The following is a 19,879-nucleotide window of genomic DNA, read 5'->3' as shown; positions in this document are numbered from 1 at the left end:
GATAGATTATGGTATAATAAAACGATATAAAAAAGGAGTATTTATGGACATTTCAGAAATTCGTCAGAAAATTGACGCAAATCGTGAAAAATTAGCTTCTTTCAGGGGGTCTCTTTGACCTCGAGGGTCTAGAGGAAGAGATTGCCATCTTGGAAAACAAGATGACAGAACCTGATTTTTGGAACGATAATATCGCGGCCCAAAAAACGTCGCAAGAATTAAATGAATTAAAAAACACCTACAACACATTCCACAAAATGGAAGAGTTGCAGGATGAAGTTGAAATTTTATTAGACTTTTTAGCTGAAGATGAGTCAGTGCATGAAGAATTGGTTGCACAGTTATCAGAACTTGCTAAGATGATGACCAGTTACGAGATGACCTTGCTCTTGTCAGAACCTTATGACCATAATAATGCGATTTTGGAAATCCATCCAGGATCGGGTGGTACCGAGGCTCAGGACTGGGGTGATATGTTGCTTCGTATGTACACTCGCTATGGAAATGCTAAAGGCTTTAAAGTGGAAGTTTTGGATTACCAAGCAGGAGATGAAGCTGGTATTAAGTCAGTAACCCTATCATTTGAAGGGCCTAATGCCTATGGCCTTCTCAAGTCAGAAATGGGTGTTCACCGTTTGGTGCGAATTTCACCATTTGACTCTGCTAAACGTCGCCATACCTCTTTCACATCGGTGGAAGTAATGCCAGAATTGGATGATACCATTGAAGTGGAAATCCGTGAAGATGATATCAAGATGGATACTTTCCGTTCAGGTGGTGCTGGTGGACAAAACGTCAATAAGGTTTCAACAGGTGTGCGTTTGACACACATTCCTACGGGAACTGTGGTCCAATCAACAGTGGATCGTACCCAATATGGAAATAGAGATCGTGCCATGAAGATGTTGCAGGCTAAGCTCTATCAAATGGAGCAAGAAAAGAAAGCTGCGGAAGTTGATTCCCTCAAGGGTGAGAAAAAGGAAATCACATGGGGAAGCCAAATCCGTTCATATGTTTTCACGCCATATACTATGGTAAAAGATCACCGAACTAGCTTTGAAGTTGCACAAGTAGATAAGGTTATGGATGGAGACCTAGATGGTTTTATTGATGCCTATCTCAAGTGGCGAATTAGCTAAGATAGAAAGGAACTCACATGTCAATTATTGAAATGAGAGATGTCGTCAAAAAATACGACAACGGAACGACTGCCCTACGTGGTGTTTCGGTAAGCGTTCAACCAGGGGAATTTGTTTACATCGTAGGACCTTCAGGAGCTGGGAAATCAACCTTTATTCGTTCTTTGTATCGCGAAGTAAAAATCGAAAAAGGAAGCTTATCTGTTGCTGGTTTTAATCTGGTTAAAATTAAAAAGAAAGATGTTCCTCTCCTACGTCGTAGTGTTGGGGTTGTCTTCCAAGATTATAAACTGTTACCAAAGAAAACCGTTTATGAAAATATTGCTTATGCAATGGAGGTAATTGGAGAAAGTCGCCGTAATATCAAAAAACGTGTTATGGAAGTCTTAGACTTGGTTGGATTGAAGCATAAGGTTCGTTCTTTCCCAAATGAACTTTCAGGGGGAGAACAGCAACGGATTGCAATTGCACGTGCCATTGTAAACAATCCAAAAGTATTGATTGCGGACGAACCAACAGGAAACTTGGACCCAGATAATTCATGGGAAATTATGAACTTGCTGGAACGCATCAATCTCCAAGGTACAACTGTCTTGATGGCTACCCACAACAGTCAGATTGTAAATACCTTGCGCCACCGTGTCATTGCCATTGAAAATGGCCGTGTCGTTCGTGACGAAGCTAAAGGAGAATATGGATACGATGATTAGTAGATTTTTTCGTCATTTATTTGAATCGTTAAAAAGTTTGAAACGAAATGGCTGGATGACAGTAGCTGCTGTTAGTTCAGTTATGATTACTTTGACCTTGGTTGCAATATTTGCATCTGTTATCTTTAATACGGCTAAACTAGCTACAGATATCGAAAATAATGTCCGAGTAATGGTATACATTCGTAAGGACGTAGCTGATAATAGTGAGACGATTGAAAAAGAAGGTCAAACTGTTACAAATAACGACTACCATAAGGTATATGATGCTTTGAAAGGTATGTCAACCGTTAAAAGTGTTACGTTTTCAAGTAAAGAAGAACAATATGAAAAGTTGACAGAAACAATGGGGGACAACTGGAAAATCTTTGAAGGCGATGCCAATCCTCTTTATGATGCATATATCGTTGATACAAATACACCCAGTGATGTAAAGACAGTAGCAGAAGAAGCTAAAAAAATCGAAGGTGTATCAGAAGTTCAAGATGGTGGTGCTAATACAGAACGCTTGTTTAAGTTAGCCTCATTTATTCGTGTCTGGGGACTAGTTATCGCTGGATTATTGATTTTCATTGCGGTGTTCTTGATTTCTAATACTATACGTATCACCATTATTTCACGAAGCCGTGAAATTCAAATCATGCGTTTAGTAGGTGCTAAGAATGGCTATATCCGCGGACCTTTCTTGCTTGAAGGTGCCTTCATTGGTTTGCTTGGAGCAACACTTCCATCAGTTCTGGTATTTATTGTCTATAAAATGGTTTACCAATCGGTTAATAAGTCATTGGTTGGTCAGAACCTTTCAATGATATCACCAGAAGTATTCAGTCCACTGATGATTGCTCTATTATTTGTGATTGGAATTTTTATCGGTTCAATCGGATCAGGAATTTCAATGCGCCGATTCCTGAAAATCTAAAATAAAATAGAAGTATATTTGAGGAGATTTTAATATCTCCTTTTTTACTACAAAAATTTTAGAAAAAAGTCTACTTTTTTTTATAAAAGCCTTTACAAAAAAAATTAAAGTGGTATAATTAAATTATAGAAAGTGCAAACGTTTTCGTAAAACGTTTGCCTAAATAAAAATAAAGGAGATTTGAATGATGAAAGATACATTCAAAAATGTCTTGTCTTTCGAGTTTTGGCAAAAATTCGGTAAGGCTTTGATGGTGGTTATCGCGGTTATGCCGGCTGCTGGTTTGATGATTTCAATCGGTAAGTCTATCGTAATGATTAACCCAACTTTTGCACCACTTGTAGTTACAGGTGGAATTCTTGAGCAAATTGGTTGGGGGGTTATCGGTAACCTTCACATTTTGTTTGCCCTAGCAATTGGAGGAAGCTGGGCTAAAGAACGTGCTGGTGGTGCTTTCGCCGCTGGTCTTGCCTTCATCTTGATTAACCGTATCACTGGTACAATCTTTGGTGTATCAGGAGATATGTTGAAAAATCCAGATGCTATGGTCACAACTCTCTTTGGTGGTTCAATCAAAGTTGCTGATTACTTCATTAGTGTTCTTGAAGCTCCAGCATTGAACATGGGTGTGTTTGTAGGGATTATCTCAGGTTTTGTAGGGGCAACTGCTTACAATAAATACTACAACTTCCGTAAACTTCCTGATGCACTTTCATTCTTCAACGGGAAACGTTTCGTACCATTTGTAGTTATTCTTCGTTCAGCAATCGCTGCAATTCTACTTGCTGCCTTCTGGCCAGTAGTTCAAACAGGTATCAATAGCTTTGGTATCTGGATTGCCAACTCACAAGAAACTGCTCCAATCCTTGCACCATTCTTGTATGGTACTTTGGAACGTTTGCTCTTGCCATTTGGTCTTCACCATATGTTGACTATCCCAATGAACTACACAGCTCTTGGTGGTACTTATGACATTTTAACTGGTGCAGCTAAAGGTACTCAAGTATTTGGTCAAGACCCACTATGGCTTGCATGGGTAACAGACCTTGTTAACCTTAAAGGTACAGATGCAAGTCACTACCAACAATTGTTAGATACTGTTCACCCAGCTCGTTTCAAAGTTGGACAAATGATCGGTTCATTCGGTATCTTGATGGGTATGATCGTTGCTATCTACCGTAATGTCGATGCTGATAAGAAACATCAATATAAAGGTATGATGATTGCGACAGCTCTTGCAACATTCTTGACAGGGGTTACTGAACCAATCGAATACATGTTCATGTTTGTAGCAACACCTATGTATCTTGTTTACTCACTTGTTCAAGGTGCTGCCTTCGCTATGGCTGACGTAGTAAACCTACGTGTCCACTCATTCGGTTCAATTGAATTCTTGACTCGTACACCACTAGCAATTAATGCTGGTATTGGTATGGATATCGTTAACTTTATCTGGGTAACTGTTCTCTTTGCCGTAATCATGTACTTTATCGCAAACTTCATGATTCAAAAATTCAACTACGCAACTCCAGGACGTAACGGAAACTATGAAACTGCTGAAGGTTCAGAAGAAGCTAGCAGCGAAGTGAAAGTTGCAGCTGGTTCTCAAGCTGTAAACATTATCAACCTTCTTGGTGGACGTGCAAACATCGTTGATGTAGACGCATGTATGACTCGTCTTCGTGTAACTGTAAAAGACGCTGACAAAGTCGGTGATGCAGAACAATGGAAAGCAGAAGGAGCTATGGGTCTTGTCATGAAAGGACAAGGAGTTCAAGCTATCTACGGTCCAAAAGCAGACGTATTGAAATCTGATATCCAAGATATCCTTGATTCAGGTGAAATCATTCCTGAAACTCTTCCAAGTCAAATGACAGAAGCACAACAAAATACAGTTCACTATAAAGGTCTTACTGAGGAAGTATACTCAGTAGCCGATGGTCAAGTTGTTGCTTTGGAACAAGTGAAAGATCCAGTATTTGCTCAAAAAATGATGGGTGATGGATTTGCTGTAGAACCTGCAAATGGAAACATTGTATCTCCAGTTTCAGGTACTGTATCAAGCATCTTCCCTACAAAACATGCTCTTGGTCTTGTGACTGAAGCAGGTCTTGAAGTACTTGTTCACATTGGTTTGGACACAGTAAGTCTTGAAGGAAAACCATTTACAGTTCATGTAGCAGAAGGACAAAAAGTTGCAGCAGGTGACTTACTTGTCACAGCTGACTTGGATGCTATCCGTGCAGCAGGACGTGAAACTTCAACAGTAGTTGTCTTCACAAATGGTGATGTTATTAAATCAGTTAAATTAGAACAAACAGGTTCTCTTGCAGCTAAAACAGCAGTTGCTAAAGTAGAATTGTAATACACTTGAGGTTGGAAGCTGTTTTCCAACCTCTTGTTTTAGGAGAAAAACATGAAATTTTTAACACTCAATACTCATAGCTGGATGGAAAAAGAAGCCGAGGAAAAATTCCAGCTTTTGCTTGAAGATATTCTTGATAAAGATTATGATTTGATTTGTTTCCAAGAAATCAATCAGGAAATCACCTCGCCTAAGGTAGAAGTTAATGATCTCTATCAAGCTTTACCAGCAGCTGAGCCGATTCATCAAGATCATTATGTTAGACTTTTGGTTGAAAAGTTGTCAGAGCAAGGGAAAGATTACTACTGGACTTGGGCCTATAACCATATTGGTTATGACCGCTACCATGAAGGTGTGGCTATCTTGTCTAAAACACCTATTGAAGCAAGAGAAATTTTGGTTTCAGATGTGGATGATCCAACAGACTATCATACTCGCCGTGTCGCTCTAGCTGAAACTGTAGTTGATGGTAAGGAACTTGCAGTTGCCAGTGTCCACCTTTCTTGGTGGGATAAAGGTTTCCAAGAAGAATGGGCACGATTTGAGGCTGTCTTGAAAGAATTGAACAAGCCACTTTTGCTTGCTGGAGATTTCAACAACCCAGCTGGTCAGGAAGGTTACCAAGCTATTTTAGCTAGTCCATTAGGCTTACAAGACGCATTTGAAGTTGCTCAAGAGAAAAGTGGTAGTTATACTGTTCCACCAGAAATTGATGGCTGGAAAGGGAACACAGAACCCCTTCGAATCGACTATGTTTTTACTACCCAAGAGTTAGCTGTAGAACATTTACATGTCGTATTTGATGGCAACAATAGTCCGCAAGTCAGTGATCACTACGGCTTGAGTGCTATTTTAAACTGGAAATAATAACTGAAAAGAGGTTGGAATCACGAAATTCCAGCCTTTTTCTGACTAGAGAAGCTACTGGAAATAGCCTAAATAAGTGAGACTACTGAAATGAAATAAAATGTGGTATAATTGATAAGATAGATAGAATCGAGGATATTATGTCATTTACGAAATTTCAATTTAAAAAATATATTAAAGAAGCCTTGGAGGAATTAAAATTTACAACTCCAACAGAGGTGCAAGATAAGTTGATTCCGATTGTCTTGGCAGGTCGTGACCTAGTCGGTGAATCAAAAACAGGTTCGGGTAAGACTCACACTTTCCTATTGCCGATTTTCCAGCAATTAGATGAAGCCAGCGATAGTGTTCAAGCAGTCATTACTGCACCGAGCCGTGAGTTGGCTACTCAGATTTACCAAGCAGCTCGTCAGATTGCAGCCCACTCAGAAGTGGAAGTTCGTGTGGTTAATTACGTGGGTGGTACAGATAAGGCTCGCCAGATTGACAAATTGGCAAGTAACCAGCCTCATATTGTTATCGGAACACCTGGCCGTATTTATGACTTAGTTAAGTCTGGTGACCTAGCTATTCACAAGGCTAAGACCTTTGTGGTCGATGAGGCAGATATGACCTTGGATATGGGATTCTTAGAAACTGTTGATAAGATTGCTGGAAGCCTTCCAAAAGACCTGCAATTCATGGTCTTCTCAGCGACTATTCCACAAAAACTGCAACCATTCTTGAAAAAATACTTATCAAATCCTGTTATGGAGAAAATCAAGACCAAAACGGTTATTTCTGATACTATTGATAATTGGTTGATTTCGACCAAGGGCCGAGATAAGAATGCTCAAATTTACCAGTTGACTCAGTTGATGCAACCGTATTTGGCAATGATTTTTGTTAACACTAAAACGCGTGCTGATGAATTGCATTCATATCTGACTGCTCAAGGCTTGAAGGTGGCAAAAATCCATGGGGATATTGCCCCTCGTGAGCGCAAACGTATCATGAATCAGGTTAAAAATTTGGATTTTGAGTATATTGTCGCAACAGATTTGGCAGCGCGTGGAATTGACATTGAAGGTGTCAGCCATGTCATCAATGATGCCATTCCGCAAGATTTGTCCTTCTTTGTTCACCGTGTTGGTCGTACTGGCCGAAATGGCCTGCCAGGTACAGCTATTACCCTTTATCAGCCAAGTGATGACTCGGATATCCGTGAGTTGGAGAAATTGGGAATCAAGTTTACTCCTAAGATGGTCAAAGACGGGGAATTTCAAGATACTTATGACCGTGATCGTCGTGCCAACCGTGAGAAAAAACAAGATAAACTTGATATCGAAATGATTGGTTTGGTTAAAAAGAAAAAGAAAAAAGTCAAACCAGGTTATAAGAAGAAAATTCAATGGGCGGTTGATGAAAAACGTCGCAAGACCAAGCGTGCTGAAAATCGTGCTCGCGGTCGTGCAGAGCGTAAAGCAAAACGTCAAACATTTTAATAGAAATTGTTGGAGTACTGAGCTCCAACTTTTTTATTTATGAGAATGAACTGTCTAAACAGAAACACTACATTAAAGACTGTAAATTGCGTTAAAAAATGGTATAATGATAAAGTTATATAGTCCCGATAAGATGGTAGAAATTTCTATTTTTTTGTTTCGAGTCGTAACTCGCAAAGACTGACGGCTCCAAAGTAGTCGCTCGTCATTCTACGGTTGCCGCTATAGTGCGGTCATCCTATGCGCCTTACTAGCTTCAGAAATAAAAAATTATCGTTTTTATTTCTTACGCGTCGTAACTCTTAGAAAATGAAAATACCTATCAGTACTTTGTAACTCTATAACACTATTTTTAAGGGGGGACATTTTTATGTCAGAACGTAAATTATTCACGTCTGAATCTGTATCTGAGGGGCATCCAGATAAGATTGCAGACCAAATTTCAGATGCGATTTTGGATGCTATTTTAGCTAAAGATCCAGAGGCGCACGTTGCTGCTGAGACAGCTGTATACACTGGTTCCGTCCATGTTTTTGGTGAAATTTCTACAAATGCCTATGTGGATATTAACCGTGTGGTTCGTGATACCATTGCAGAGATTGGATATACCAATACAGAATATGGTTTTTCTGCTGAGACTGTAGGAGTACATCCATCTTTGGTAGAACAATCTCCTGATATTGCCCAAGGTGTTAACGAAGCCTTGGAGGTTCGTGGGAATGCAGACCAAGATCCATTGGACTTAATTGGAGCTGGAGACCAAGGGCTTATGTTTGGATTTGCAGTGGATGAAACAGAAGAGCTCATGCCATTGCCAATTTCACTCAGTCATAAATTGGTTCGTCGTTTGGCAGAACTTCGTAAGTCTGGGGAAATCAGCTATCTTCGCCCAGATGCTAAATCACAAGTTACTGTTGAGTATGATGAAAATGACCGTCCAGTACGTGTGGACACAGTCGTTATTTCAACTCAGCACGATCCAGAAGTCAGCAACGAACAAATTCACAATGATGTCATTAATAAGGTTATTAAAGAGGTTATTCCAGCCTCTTACTTGGATGAGCAAACCAAATTCTTCATCAATCCAACTGGTCGCTTTGTCATCGGTGGACCTCAAGGGGACTCAGGTCTGACTGGTCGTAAGATTATAGTAGATACTTATGGTGGCTACTCTCGTCATGGTGGAGGTGCCTTCTCTGGTAAGGATGCGACTAAAGTGGACCGTTCAGCTTCTTATGCGGCTCGCTACATTGCCAAGAACATCGTTGCAGCAGGTCTTGCTAAGAAGGCAGAAGTGCAATTGGCCTATGCCATCGGTGTGGCCCAACCAGTTTCCGTTCGTATCGATACTTTTGGTACTGGAACGGTAGCTGAAAGCAAGCTTGAAAAAGCAGCGCGTCAAATCTTTGATCTTCGCCCGGCAGGAATTATCCAAATGCTGGATCTTAAACGTCCAATTTACCGTCAAACAGCGGCTTATGGACACATGGGACGTACAGATATTGACCTTCCATGGGAACGTTTGGATAAGGTAGATGCTTTGAAAGAAGCTGTAAAATAGATAAGAAAACCAACGTTTTGAACGTTGGTTTTTATAAATATAAGTTATCCTTATTTAAATAGGATTTGTAAATTGCTAGTCTGTTATAATTTATTTATTGTTTTTAAAAATACCCAGTTACCAATTGATTTTGATCCGTATTCTATATCCATAAAGTCTAGTAGGACATAATCGTTTTTTTCGTAGAATGAGGCATTTCTTGCTGTGCTGGTAATGAGACCCAAGTGCTTACAGCCTTTTGATTTGACATAGAGTTCAATCCCTTGTGTCAGAAAAGTACTGCCTATTCCCTGTCCCTTACTTGCTGTATTGACAGCTAAAGTCATCAAATACCAATCAAACTCTCCTGATTCTTCTAAATGCTTCTTAGAACGTTTTACAAAGTCAAAGTATTTAAAAAGATTTCGTGGTCGAATGTAGCGAAAAATGTTTGTTCCTCCATTTCGTAGATAGGATAGTATACAGAAATCTTTTTGTTGCAAAAGGGCAACTGCAAGTAATTCTCCATCTTGTTCCGCAACTAAACAGTTTCCTTTTTTAATATAGACTCTAGTAAGCAGAATTTGCAATGTTTCTACAAAAGCAGAATAGGAGTCAGGTTTCTTCAAATCGTCTTTTAAAATAGTTAAAAAAGGATAATCAAGAAAGGAATTAGCTAATAGTTTTCCAATTTTTTCGTATTCTTCAAGTCTTGCCTCTCGATATATCATGTCTCCCATGTTTGTCTCCTTTGTTACCTATAAAATTGTGTATGATAGGATTTCAAGATAAAAAATTGGAGATGATTTAAAAAGCTAAATAAACCCAATTTTGTTCCATAAGGTTTAAAAGACTTTTTAATCTCTCCAAGACTTTATTTGGTCGGAATTGAAATTCCAATTAATTTTTCTGAATAGAGGGTTTTGATATTGGCCTCATCAATAGAGTCCTTATCAATTTTACGTTTCAAGAAAAATTCTTGAATAGCTTCGATTTCAGGTTCGCGAATAGCGCGGTGTTTGTTTGAGATGAGGATTTCATAGTGAAGCGGAGCTTGGGTAAAAATAACATCTGTATTACCTGCAGAATAAACCTCAACAAGGGTTGCATCTGTACTTTCTAGCTGGCTTTTTACAAGTTGCGAGTGTGAGTTTGTCGTATTGATAAGCTTCATAACATTTCCTCCGATTTTCTAATTCTATTATAGCATTTTTTGAATAAAGTAGCTTGATTTAGTCAATCTTATGCTGTTTTTTCCAAGATTGAATTGCCCATTTATGGCTACCACGTTTGAGATTTTCAATAGCCTCGTCAATAGGGAACCAGGCAATATGATTAAAGTCCTCTAGTGGTTTTTGTACTTCTTTGAAAGAAGTCGCTTCATAGAGGTAGGCAGGATTGTAGTAGTAGGTGTCACGATGACGAGAATAGAAATATTCATCAGCTTGTCCGTAATAGGCACCAATTTCAGCTGTGAAGCCAAGCTCTTCAATCAATTCACGTTTTAGGGCTTCTTGATGATTTTCACCTGCTTCAATTTCGCCACCTGGTAAGAACCAAGCGCCATTAGGTGCTTGAACAAGAACAATGTGTTTTTGTTCAGTATCAGGGATAACAGCATATACGCCATAACGAGCAACATAGTCTGTATTCGCCTTTTTTTCTCCGAAAGTTGGATTTGCCATTGCATTTTCCTCATTATCTATTATCTTTATTATTATCTTAATGGACAAAGGCCAAGCTGTCAAGAATTTATAGTGACTTTTGTAAAAAGGAGCAGAAAATTTTCATTTTCTACTCCTTTTCTATAGGATTTATACTTCTTTATCAGAAGTTTTTACTTCAGCTTTTTTGGCAGATTTGATTTGAATGTTGCCCTTGCTGGTCATCACTGCCTTGAGGTCTTTTTCGCTTGGATTTTCAAGGTAGTAGTCAGTGATTGCGTCCTCAATATAGTCTTGAATAGTACGACGAAGTGGGCGTGCCCCCATTTTTGGATCATAGCCGAGGTCAACCAATTTTTCCTTGACCTTGTCAGTTACATCCAAATGAATGTTGTTGCTAGAAAGACGTTTGTTAACATCTGCTAGCATAAGCTCGACAATGTGAAGGAGATTGTCCTTGCTGAGAGCCTTAAATTCGATAATACCATCAAAACGGTTCATAAACTCTGGGCTAAAGAAGTTACCGAGTTCACCGAGAACAGAGTTGGTACGTCCTTCTCTAGCAGCACCAAATCCAACGCTGGCTTCGGCTTTACCAGTACCTGCATTTGAAGTCATGATGATGATGGCATCCTTGAAGCTAACGGTACGTCCTTGCCCGTCTGTCAAACGACCATCGTCCAAGACCTGGAGGAACATGTGCATAACATCTGGATGGGCTTTCTCTACTTCATCCAAGAGAATAAGAGAATATGGATTGTGGCGAACTTTTTCAGTTAATTGCCCAGCCTCATCGTAGCCAACATAACCTGGAGGGGCACCAACTAATTTCGCCACGCTGTGTTTTTCCATGTATTCACTCATATCGAAGCGAATCATACTGTCAGCAGAACCAAATAGTTCGATGGCCAGTTGTTTGGAAAGTTCGGTCTTACCGACGCCAGTTGGCCCAACGAAGAGGAAGCTTCCAATCGGACGGTTAGGGGTACCGAGACCGACACGATTACGGCGAATAGCCTTGGCAATCTTATCGACTGCATCATCTTGGCCAATAACATGAGACTTGAGATCTTCGGCTAGATGGATGAGTTGAGATTGTTCTTTCTCTTTTAAATCACCAACAGGGATATTGGTTTTCTGCTCGATAATATGCTCAATGGTTTTTTCACTGATGATAGGAGTATCTTGGTCTGTGACCTTTTTCTTTTGCATTTCCTTATACTTGGCAATCTGGTCGCGGAAGTAGGCGGCCTTCTCAAAATCTTCCTCTCGTGTAGCTTGAGATTTAAGATTTTCAGCCTCAATCAAGCGCTGATCAATGACTTTAGGATCCACAAAGTTGAGGGTCAAATTCATCTTAGAACCAGCTTCATCTAGGAGGTCAATGGCCTTGTCAGGCAAGAAGCGGTCTTGGATGTAGCGATTGGAAAGAGTTGCAGCTGCTTCAATCGCAGCATCGGTATACTGAACGTGGTGGTAGTCTTCGTATTTCTTTTGAATTCCTTTGAGGATAGTGATTGTTTCTTCCACTGTTGGTTCATCGACCTTGACAGGCTGCATACGGCGCTCTAGCGCAGCATCCTTTTCAATAATACGGTATTCATTGAGGGTAGTAGCACCGACCAGTTGCAGTTCCCCACGAGCAAGAGCGGGCTTGAGGATATTTCCTGCATCCATATTGCCATCGCCCGCAGAACCAGCACCAACAATTTCATGGATTTCATCGATAAAGAGGATGATGTCCTCACGTTTGCGAATTTCTTCCATGAGTTTTTGCATGCGTTCTTCAAATTGTCCACGGATACCTGTTCCTTGAACTAGGCTAACCACATCCAGACGGATGACTTGTTTGCCTTGTAGTTTATGTGGAACGTCGCCATCAACGATTTTCTGAGCTAGACCTTCGACAACGGCCGTTTTTCCGACACCTGGTTCACCGATAAGAACAGGATTATTCTTGGTTCTGCGATTGAGAATTTCGATGACACGGATAATCTCATCATCGCGCCCAATAACGGGGTCAATATCTCCACGACGGGCAATTTCAGTTACGTTGATACCAAATTCTTCCAGCAGGCCTTTTTCTTGGCTAGGTGGCGGAGTTTGGGCAGGTCCACGATTTTGGGAACCATAACCGCCGTTTCCACCATAACTTCCACCTGATTGGGTTGGGGGAGTCGGAGGAGTATTGCTAGAAGGTCTGAAATTGTTTAGGTCATTGAAGAAATCACCAAAGGGATCAAAGTCACGATTATTCAGATCCGTCATACCTTTAAAGAGGCTATTGTTAGGAACTGTCTTGATAATCTTATAGCAGTTTTGACAGAGGTCAATTTGTTTTTGCTTTCCATTGAGATTGGTATAAAGATGAATTGTTGAGTCGTTTATTTTACAGTTTTGACAAAGCATACATCTACCTCATTTCTTTCTTTAGCCTGACCTATTTAAAGGTCAAAAATAGTCAAATTTCTATACTCTCATTATAACAGGATTGGGGTGTAAAGCAAGTAAAAAGATTGCAGCTTTGAGAGGTTGTTACAATGAAGATCTTTGTGGATTTGGACTATAAAAAAATCCTATTTGTGAGACAAAAAGGATTTTGGTTAGACATGCAGGGTGTAATCCCAGCTTGTTTTGTATTAGTAAAGGAGTTCGTAAATCTCCATTGCAATCAAGTCAATGCTATCAAACGTATATGTTTCGCGAGCTTCGACATCACGAAGGGTAAAGATTGAGCCGTTTTCTTCGTCGTGGCTGTATGCAACTTCTGCAACAACAACTCCTTCGCGTTCAAAATTACGTTTTAAATTTCCGCCGTCTTTTGCCATTGCTTCAAGGCGGTTGATGATTCTAACCAAATGTGATTCCATTTTGATTCTCCTTCATTTCTTATCGTTACTATTTTACCATAAAGGAGGCCAACTTGCCTAGAAAAAACTAAGATTTCTCGCTAATTCTACCATCTTAAAGATTTTTTGAATAAATTAGACAAAAGATTTGAATTTTAATTCAATTCATGTTATAATCATACAGTATTCTATTTTAGAAAGCAGTGTGACTATGAATTTTTCTTTTTTACTAAAGTATTTACCTTATTTTAACTATGGGGCTGTCGTGACGGTTCTCATTTCTATCTGTGTTGTCTTTTTGGGAACTATTTTGGGGGTTGTCTTGGCTTTTGGGCAACGTTCAAAGTTTAAACCGCTTGTTTGGCTCGCCAACTTATACGTTTGGATTTTCCGCGGGACACCGATGATGGTTCAGATTATGATTGCCTTTGCTCTTATGCATATCAATGCTCCGACTATTCAGGTTGGGATTTTGGGTGTCGATCTTTCTCGTCTGATTCCAGGTATTTTGATTATCTCTATGAACAGTGGTGCTTATGTTTCTGAGACTGTTCGTGCAGGAATAAATGCGGTTCCTAAGGGGCAGCTAGAGGCGGCCTATTCCTTAGGGATTCGTCCTAAAAATGCGATGCGCTATGTGATTTTGCCACAAGCTATCAAAAATATTTTGCCAGCATTGGGAAACGAATTTATCACTATTATCAAGGATAGTTCTCTCTTATCAGCTATTGGGGTTATGGAGTTGTGGAACGGAGCTACAACAGTTTCTACAACAACCTATCTACCTTTAACACCACTTTTATTTGCAGCCTTTTATTACTTGATTATGACCTCTATTCTGACAGTAGCCTTGAAAGCTTTTGAAAAACGTATGGGACAAGGAGATAAGAAATAATGACAGAAACCTTGATAAAAATCGAAAATTTACATAAATCCTTTGGAAAGAATGAAGTATTGAAGGGCATCAACCTCGAGATTAAAAGAGGAGAAGTTGTCGTTATTATCGGTCCTTCAGGGAGCGGAAAATCTACCTTGCTTCGCTCTATGAATTTGTTGGAAGAAGCGACCAAGGGGAAAGTTATCTTTGAGGGAGTCGATATTACGGACAAGAAGAATGACCTCTTTGCCATGCGTGAGAAGATGGGGATGGTTTTCCAACAATTTAATCTCTTTCCTAATATGACTGTGATGGAAAATATCACCTTGTCTCCTATCAAGACTAAAGGTGAAAGTAAGGAAGTTGCAGAGAAGAGAGCTAAGGAACTTTTGGAAAAAGTTGGTTTACCAGATAAGGCAGATGCTTACCCTCAGAGTTTGTCAGGTGGCCAGCAACAACGGATTGCCATCGCTCGTGGTTTAGCTATGGAACCTGATGTCTTGCTCTTTGACGAGCCAACTTCAGCCCTGGACCCTGAAATGGTAGGAGAGGTGTTGGCTGTTATGCAAGACTTAGCCAAGTCAGGAATGACCATGGTTATCGTAACACATGAAATGGGATTTGCTCGTGAGGTGGCAGACCGTGTCATCTTTATGGCAGACGGTGTGGTTGTTGAAGACGGAACACCCGAACAGATTTTTGAACAAACCCAAGAACAGCGGACTAAAGACTTCTTGAGTAAGGTTTTATAATCTATTTTAAAATTTCAAGACAAGATTAGTGAAAAGCTAGGCTCAATACCAGTCAAGTGGAACTTACTTTGAGAAGTTCCCCCCTTATTAATAACATCCATAAATTGGATATTAGGATTTTTTATATAAAGTAGTTTTGTGTTAAAATATAATTGTTCCATATGATTCTCTCTAATGATGGTTTGGTCGCTTTTCATTATGGGTCATATGGAACTTTTTTCTACAAGAAAATAGGTTTCATAGTATTTATAATAGATTTACCCACTACAAATAATATAGAGCATTTTTTATGTGCAAAACTCAAGGAAATCATCGCTTTTTTCACAAAAAAATGCTATAATGAAGGGTATGAAATATCACGATTATATCTGGGATTTAGGTGGAACTTTACTAGATAATTACGAAACTTCAACAGCTGCATTTGTTGAAACTTTAGCTCTGTATGGCATCACACAAGACCATGACAGTGTCTATCAAGCTTTAAAGGTTTCTACTGATTTTGCGATTGAGACATTCGCTCCCAACTTAGAGAATTTTTTAGAAAAGTACAAGGAAAATGAAGCCAGAGAGCTGGAACATCCGATTTTGTTTGATGGAGTTTCTGACTTATTGGAAGACATTTCAAATCAAGATGGCCGTCATTTTTTGGTCTCTCACCGTAATGATCAGGTCTTGGAAATTTTAGAAAAAACCTCTATAGCAGCTTATTTTACAGAAGTGGTGACTTCTAACTCAGGCTTTAAGAGAAAACCAAGTCCAGAGTCCATGATTTATTTAAGAGAAAAGTATCAAATTAACTCTGGCCTTGTCATTGGTGATCGATTAATTGATATCGAAGCCGGGCAAGCTGCAGGACTAGCTACCCACTTGTTTACCAGTATCGTGAATTTAAGACAAGTATTAGATATGTAAGAAAAAGGAAAAAGATGACAGAAGAAATCAAAAATCTGCAGGCACAAGATTATGATGCCAGTCAAATTCAAGTTTTAGAGGGCTTAGAGGCTGTCCGTATGCGTCCAGGGATGTATATCGGGTCAACCTCAAAAGAAGGTCTTCACCATTTAGTCTGGGAAATTGTTGATAACTCAATTGATGAGGCCTTGGCAGGATTTGCCAGCCATATTCAAGTCTTTATTGAGCCAGATGATTCGATTACAGTTGTTGATGATGGACGTGGTATCCCCGTCGATATTCAGGAAAAAACCGGTCGACCTGCCGTTGAGACTGTCTTTACTGTTCTTCACGCTGGAGGAAAGTTTGGCGGTGGCGGATATAAGGTCTCAGGTGGTCTTCACGGAGTGGGGTCCTCAGTTGTTAACGCCCTTTCAACTCAATTAGATGTCCATGTCCACAAAAATGGTAAAATTCATTACCAAGAATACCGTCGTGGTCATGTTGTCGCAGACCTTGAGGTGGTTGGAGATACGGATAAAACGGGAACAACAGTTCACTTCACACCGGACCCAGAAATCTTTACGGAAACAACAACCTTTGATTTTGATAAATTAAATAAACGGATTCAAGAGTTGGCCTTTCTAAATCGCGGTCTTCAAATCTCCATCACAGATAAGCGCGAAGGTTTGGAACGAACCAAACATTACCATTACGAAGGTGGGATTGCTAGTTACGTTGAATATATCAATGAGAACAAGGATGTAATCTTTGATACACCAATCTATACAGACGGTGAGATGGATGATATCACAGTTGAGGTAGCCATGCAGTACACAACTGGTTACCATGAAAATGTCATGAGTTTCGCCAATAATATTCATACACATGAAGGTGGAACGCATGAACAAGGTTTCCGTACAGCCTTGACACGTGTTATCAACGATTATGCTCGTAAGAATAAGTTACTAAAAGACAATGAAGACAACCTAACAGGGGAAGATGTTCGCGAAGGCTTAACTGCAGTTATCTCAGTTAAACACCCAAATCCACAGTTTGAAGGACAGACTAAGACCAAACTGGGGAATAGCGAAGTGGTCAAGATTACCAATCGTCTCTTCAGTGATGCCTTCTCCGATTTCCTCATGGAAAATCCACAGATTGCCAAACGTATCGTGGAAAAAGGGATTTTAGCTGCTAAGGCTCGTGTGGCTGCCAAGCGTGCGCGTGAAGTTACTCGTAAAAAATCTGGTTTGGAAATTTCCAACCTTCCAGGGAAACTAGCAGACTGTTCTTCTAACAATCCTGCTGAAACAGAACTCTTCATCGTCGAAGGAGACTCAGCTGGTGGATCAGCCAAATCTGGTCGTAACCGTGAATTTCAGGCAATTCTTCCAATCCGCGGTAAGATTTTGAACGTTGAAAAGGCAAGTATGGATAAGATTCTAGCTAACGAAGAAATTCGTAGTCTTTTCACAGCGATGGGAACAGGATTTGGCGCAGAATTTGATGTTTCAAAAGCTCGTTACCAAAAACTCGTTTTGATGACCGATGCCGATGTCGATGGAGCCCACATTCGTACCCTTCTTTTAACCTTGATTTATCGTTATATGAAACCAATCCTAGAAGCTGGTTATGTTTATATCGCCCAACCACCAATCTATGGTGTCAAGGTTGGAAGCGAGATTAAAGAATACATCCAGCCAGGTGCAGATCAAGAAATCAAACTCCAAGAGGCCTTGGCCCGCCACAGTGAAGGACGTGCCAAACCAACCATTCAGCGTTATAAAGGTCTGGGTGAAATGGATGACCACCAATTGTGGGAAACAACCATGGATCCTGAACATCGCTTGATGGCCAGAGTTTCTGTGGATGATGCTGCAGAAGCAGATAAAATCTTTGATATGTTGATGGGGGATAGAGTAGAGCCTCGTCGTGAGTTTATCGAAGAAAATGCTGTCTATAGTACACTTGATGTCTAAAAAATCGGGAGAAGTAGTTCCCTTGATCTAAAAAATATGATATAATCATTACGATTGTTTCAAGTAAAAAAGGAGTTTAATATGTCTGCTAGACTAGTAATTTATTTGATAATTGCAGTTGCAGTTTTATTGGTCATTGCCTATGCTATCGCAATCTATGTAAGGAAACGCAATGAAAGTAAACTAGCAATTTTAGAAGAGAAAAAAGAAGAACTGTACAATCTTCCAGTAAATGATGAAGTTGAAGCTGTAAAAAATATGCACTTGATTGGACAAAGTCAGGTGACTTTCCGTGAATGGAATCAAAAATGGGTTGATTTATCTCTTAATTCTTTTGCCGATATCGAAAATAATCTTTTCGAGGCAGAAGGCTACAATAACTCATTCCGTTTTTTCAAGGCCAGTCATCAAATTGACCAAATCGAGAGTCAAATTACCTTGATTGAAGAAGATATTGCGGCAATTCGCAACGCCTTGGCAGATTTGGAGAAACAAGAGTCTAAAAATAGTGGACGTGTTCTTCATACCTTGGACTTGTTTGAAGAGTTGCAACACCGAGTTGCTGATCATTCTGAAGAATATGGTCAAGGTTTATCTGAAATCGAAAAACAATTGGAAAATATCCAATCAGAGTTTTCTCAGTTTGTAACTTTAAATTCGTCAGGTGACCCAGTAGAAGCTGCTGTGATTTTGGATAATGCTGAAAATCATATCTTGGCTTTGACTCACATTGTTGACCGCTTGCCAGCAATTGTAAAAACATTATCTAAAGAGCTACCTGATCAATTGGAAGACTTGGAAGATGGTTACCGTAAGCTTTTAGATGCTAACTATCATTTTGCTGAAACGGATATTGAATCTCGCTTCCAATTGCTTTATGAAGCTTTGAAGAAAAACCACGAAAATATTGCACAATTAGAGTTGGATAATGCTGAGTACGAAAATACTCAAGTTCAAGAAGAAATCAATGCACTCTATGATATCTTTACACGAGAAATTGCTGCTCAAAAAGTAGTAGAAGGCTTAGTTGCAACCCTTCCTACATATTTGAAACACATGAAAGATAGTAATGCTGTTTTAGTGGAAGATATTCAACGATTGAGTAACAATTACCTACTATCTGAAACAGATGTTAGTCATGTTCATAGATTACAAGCTGAGTTAGAGTCTTTGGAAGAATCTGTATTGGAATTAACTTCTGAACAAGAGGAACATTCTGAACCTTATTCATTCCTTGAAGATCGTTTGGAAAACTTACAAGCGACTTTGAAGGAAATTGAAGATGAACAAGTTGCGGTTAGTCAACGCCTTGCTCAGATTGAAAAAGATGATATCAATGCTCGCCAGAAGGCAAATGTTTATGTTAATCGTCTTCACACGATTAAGAGATATATGGAAAAACGCAATCTTCCAGGTATTCCTCAGAATTTCTTACAGTTGTTCTTTACAGCAAGTAACCATACTGAAGAGTTGATGGCTGAACTAGAAGAAGCTCGGGTCAATATCGAAGCTGTGAACCGTATGCTTGAAATTACAACCAATGATATGGAAGCACTTGAAGAGGAAACATATAATATTGTTCAATATGCAACATTGACAGAACAATTGCTACAGTATTCGAACCGTTACCGCTCATTTGATGAACGAATTCAAGAAGCTTTTAATGAATCATTAGAAATTTTTGAAAAAGAATTTGATTATCATGCTTCATTTGATAAGATTTCGCAAGCTTTGGAAGTTGCAGAACCAGGTGTAACCAACCGTTTTGTCACTTCATACGAAAAAACACGTGAGACGATTCGTTTCTAACATAATAAAAGCCTCTGTAATATTTGTAGTG

General features: G+C 39.5%; 17 protein-coding genes. 12 read left to right on the top strand and 5 right to left on the bottom strand.

Annotation, left to right across the window (positions count from 1 at the left end; all coding sequences use genetic code 11):
* The first annotated feature begins 43 nt into the window (after positions 1-43).
* From prfB to metK, 7 genes are all read left to right on the top strand, one after another.
* A protein-coding gene (gene prfB / locus KB197_RS07395) for a peptide chain release factor 2 (protein WP_212573848.1) occupies positions 44-1,139 on the top strand; the annotation gives its coding sequence in 2 pieces (ribosomal slippage) (positions 44-115 and positions 117-1,139; 1,095 coding nt in all).
* Between the two features lie 17 nt (positions 1,140-1,156).
* Positions 1,157-1,849, top strand: a complete 693-nt coding sequence (gene ftsE / locus KB197_RS07390; RefSeq protein WP_000022269.1) for a cell division ATP-binding protein FtsE — start codon at positions 1,157-1,159, stop codon at positions 1,847-1,849.
* On the top strand, positions 1,842-2,768 hold the full coding sequence (gene ftsX, locus KB197_RS07385) for a permease-like cell division protein FtsX (RefSeq protein WP_000625545.1): 927 nt from the start codon (positions 1,842-1,844) through the stop codon (positions 2,766-2,768). The genes ftsE and ftsX overlap by 8 nt, the downstream gene beginning before the upstream one ends.
* Positions 2,769-2,952: 184 nt before the next feature.
* Positions 2,953-5,133, top strand: a complete 2,181-nt coding sequence (locus KB197_RS07380; protein WP_212573847.1) for a PTS transporter subunit IIBC — start codon at positions 2,953-2,955, stop codon at positions 5,131-5,133.
* Positions 5,134-5,184: 51 nt separating this feature from the next.
* Positions 5,185-6,000, top strand: coding sequence for an endonuclease/exonuclease/phosphatase family protein (locus KB197_RS07375; protein ID WP_212573846.1), 816 nt, complete (start codon positions 5,185-5,187; stop codon positions 5,998-6,000).
* Between the two features lie 140 nt (positions 6,001-6,140).
* The gene (locus KB197_RS07370) at positions 6,141-7,484 is read left to right on the top strand and encodes a DEAD/DEAH box helicase (RefSeq protein ID WP_212573845.1); all 1,344 of its coding nucleotides are present in this window, start codon (positions 6,141-6,143) and stop codon (positions 7,482-7,484) included.
* A 370-nt stretch (positions 7,485-7,854) separates the two neighbouring features.
* Positions 7,855-9,045, top strand: coding sequence for a methionine adenosyltransferase (metK, locus tag KB197_RS07365; RefSeq protein ID WP_000003942.1), 1,191 nt, complete (start codon positions 7,855-7,857; stop codon positions 9,043-9,045).
* A gap of 83 nt (positions 9,046-9,128) precedes the next feature.
* Here metK and KB197_RS07360 read toward each other — a convergent pair whose 3' ends face one another.
* The 5 genes from KB197_RS07360 to KB197_RS07340 form a co-directional block, all read right to left on the bottom strand.
* Entirely contained in the window at positions 9,129-9,764 is a 636-nt protein-coding gene (locus KB197_RS07360) for a GNAT family N-acetyltransferase (RefSeq protein WP_153220855.1), read from the bottom strand.
* A gap of 134 nt (positions 9,765-9,898) precedes the next feature.
* Positions 9,899-10,198, bottom strand: coding sequence for a DUF1827 family protein (locus tag KB197_RS07355; protein WP_000767189.1), 300 nt, complete (start codon positions 10,196-10,198; stop codon positions 9,899-9,901).
* 58 nt (positions 10,199-10,256) lie between these two features.
* Complete coding sequence (locus tag KB197_RS07350) at positions 10,257-10,709, bottom strand: NUDIX hydrolase (protein WP_124787741.1); 453 nt, start codon at positions 10,707-10,709, stop codon at positions 10,257-10,259.
* Positions 10,710-10,838: 129 nt separating this feature from the next.
* Positions 10,839-13,097 carry an ATP-dependent Clp protease ATP-binding subunit gene (locus KB197_RS07345; protein WP_212573844.1) on the bottom strand — a complete coding sequence of 753 codons (2,259 nt, stop codon included), beginning with the start codon at positions 13,095-13,097 and terminating at the stop codon, positions 10,839-10,841.
* A gap of 230 nt (positions 13,098-13,327) precedes the next feature.
* Positions 13,328-13,558 (bottom strand): DUF1797 family protein, encoded by a 231-nt coding sequence (locus KB197_RS07340; RefSeq protein WP_000443570.1) that lies wholly within the window; start codon positions 13,556-13,558, stop codon positions 13,328-13,330.
* A 190-nt stretch (positions 13,559-13,748) separates the two neighbouring features.
* Between KB197_RS07340 and KB197_RS07335 the strand changes: the two genes are divergently transcribed.
* The 5 genes from KB197_RS07335 to ezrA all read left to right on the top strand — a co-directional run bounded on the left by KB197_RS07335 (position 13,749) and on the right by ezrA (position 19,848).
* The gene (locus tag KB197_RS07335; protein ID WP_212573843.1) at positions 13,749-14,432 is read left to right on the top strand and encodes an amino acid ABC transporter permease; all 684 of its coding nucleotides are present in this window, start codon (positions 13,749-13,751) and stop codon (positions 14,430-14,432) included.
* Positions 14,432-15,166 carry an amino acid ABC transporter ATP-binding protein gene (locus tag KB197_RS07330; RefSeq protein WP_004259929.1) on the top strand — a complete coding sequence of 245 codons (735 nt, stop codon included), beginning with the start codon at positions 14,432-14,434 and terminating at the stop codon, positions 15,164-15,166. The genes KB197_RS07335 and KB197_RS07330 overlap by 1 nt, the downstream gene beginning before the upstream one ends.
* Positions 15,167-15,514: 348 nt before the next feature.
* Positions 15,515-16,078, top strand: a complete 564-nt coding sequence (locus KB197_RS07325) for an HAD family hydrolase (RefSeq protein WP_212573842.1) — start codon at positions 15,515-15,517, stop codon at positions 16,076-16,078.
* A gap of 14 nt (positions 16,079-16,092) precedes the next feature.
* Positions 16,093-18,039, top strand: a complete 1,947-nt coding sequence (gene gyrB, locus KB197_RS07320) for a DNA topoisomerase (ATP-hydrolyzing) subunit B (protein ID WP_212573841.1) — start codon at positions 16,093-16,095, stop codon at positions 18,037-18,039.
* Positions 18,040-18,120: 81 nt separating this feature from the next.
* The gene (ezrA, locus tag KB197_RS07315) at positions 18,121-19,848 is read left to right on the top strand and encodes a septation ring formation regulator EzrA (RefSeq protein WP_212573840.1); all 1,728 of its coding nucleotides are present in this window, start codon (positions 18,121-18,123) and stop codon (positions 19,846-19,848) included.
* The last annotated feature ends 31 nt before the right edge of the window (positions 19,849-19,879 follow it).

The organism is Streptococcus sp. 11-4097 (assembly GCF_018215285.2).
Classification (GTDB): domain Bacteria; phylum Bacillota; class Bacilli; order Lactobacillales; family Streptococcaceae; genus Streptococcus.
This window is presented reverse-complemented; position numbering and strand designations above follow the sequence as displayed.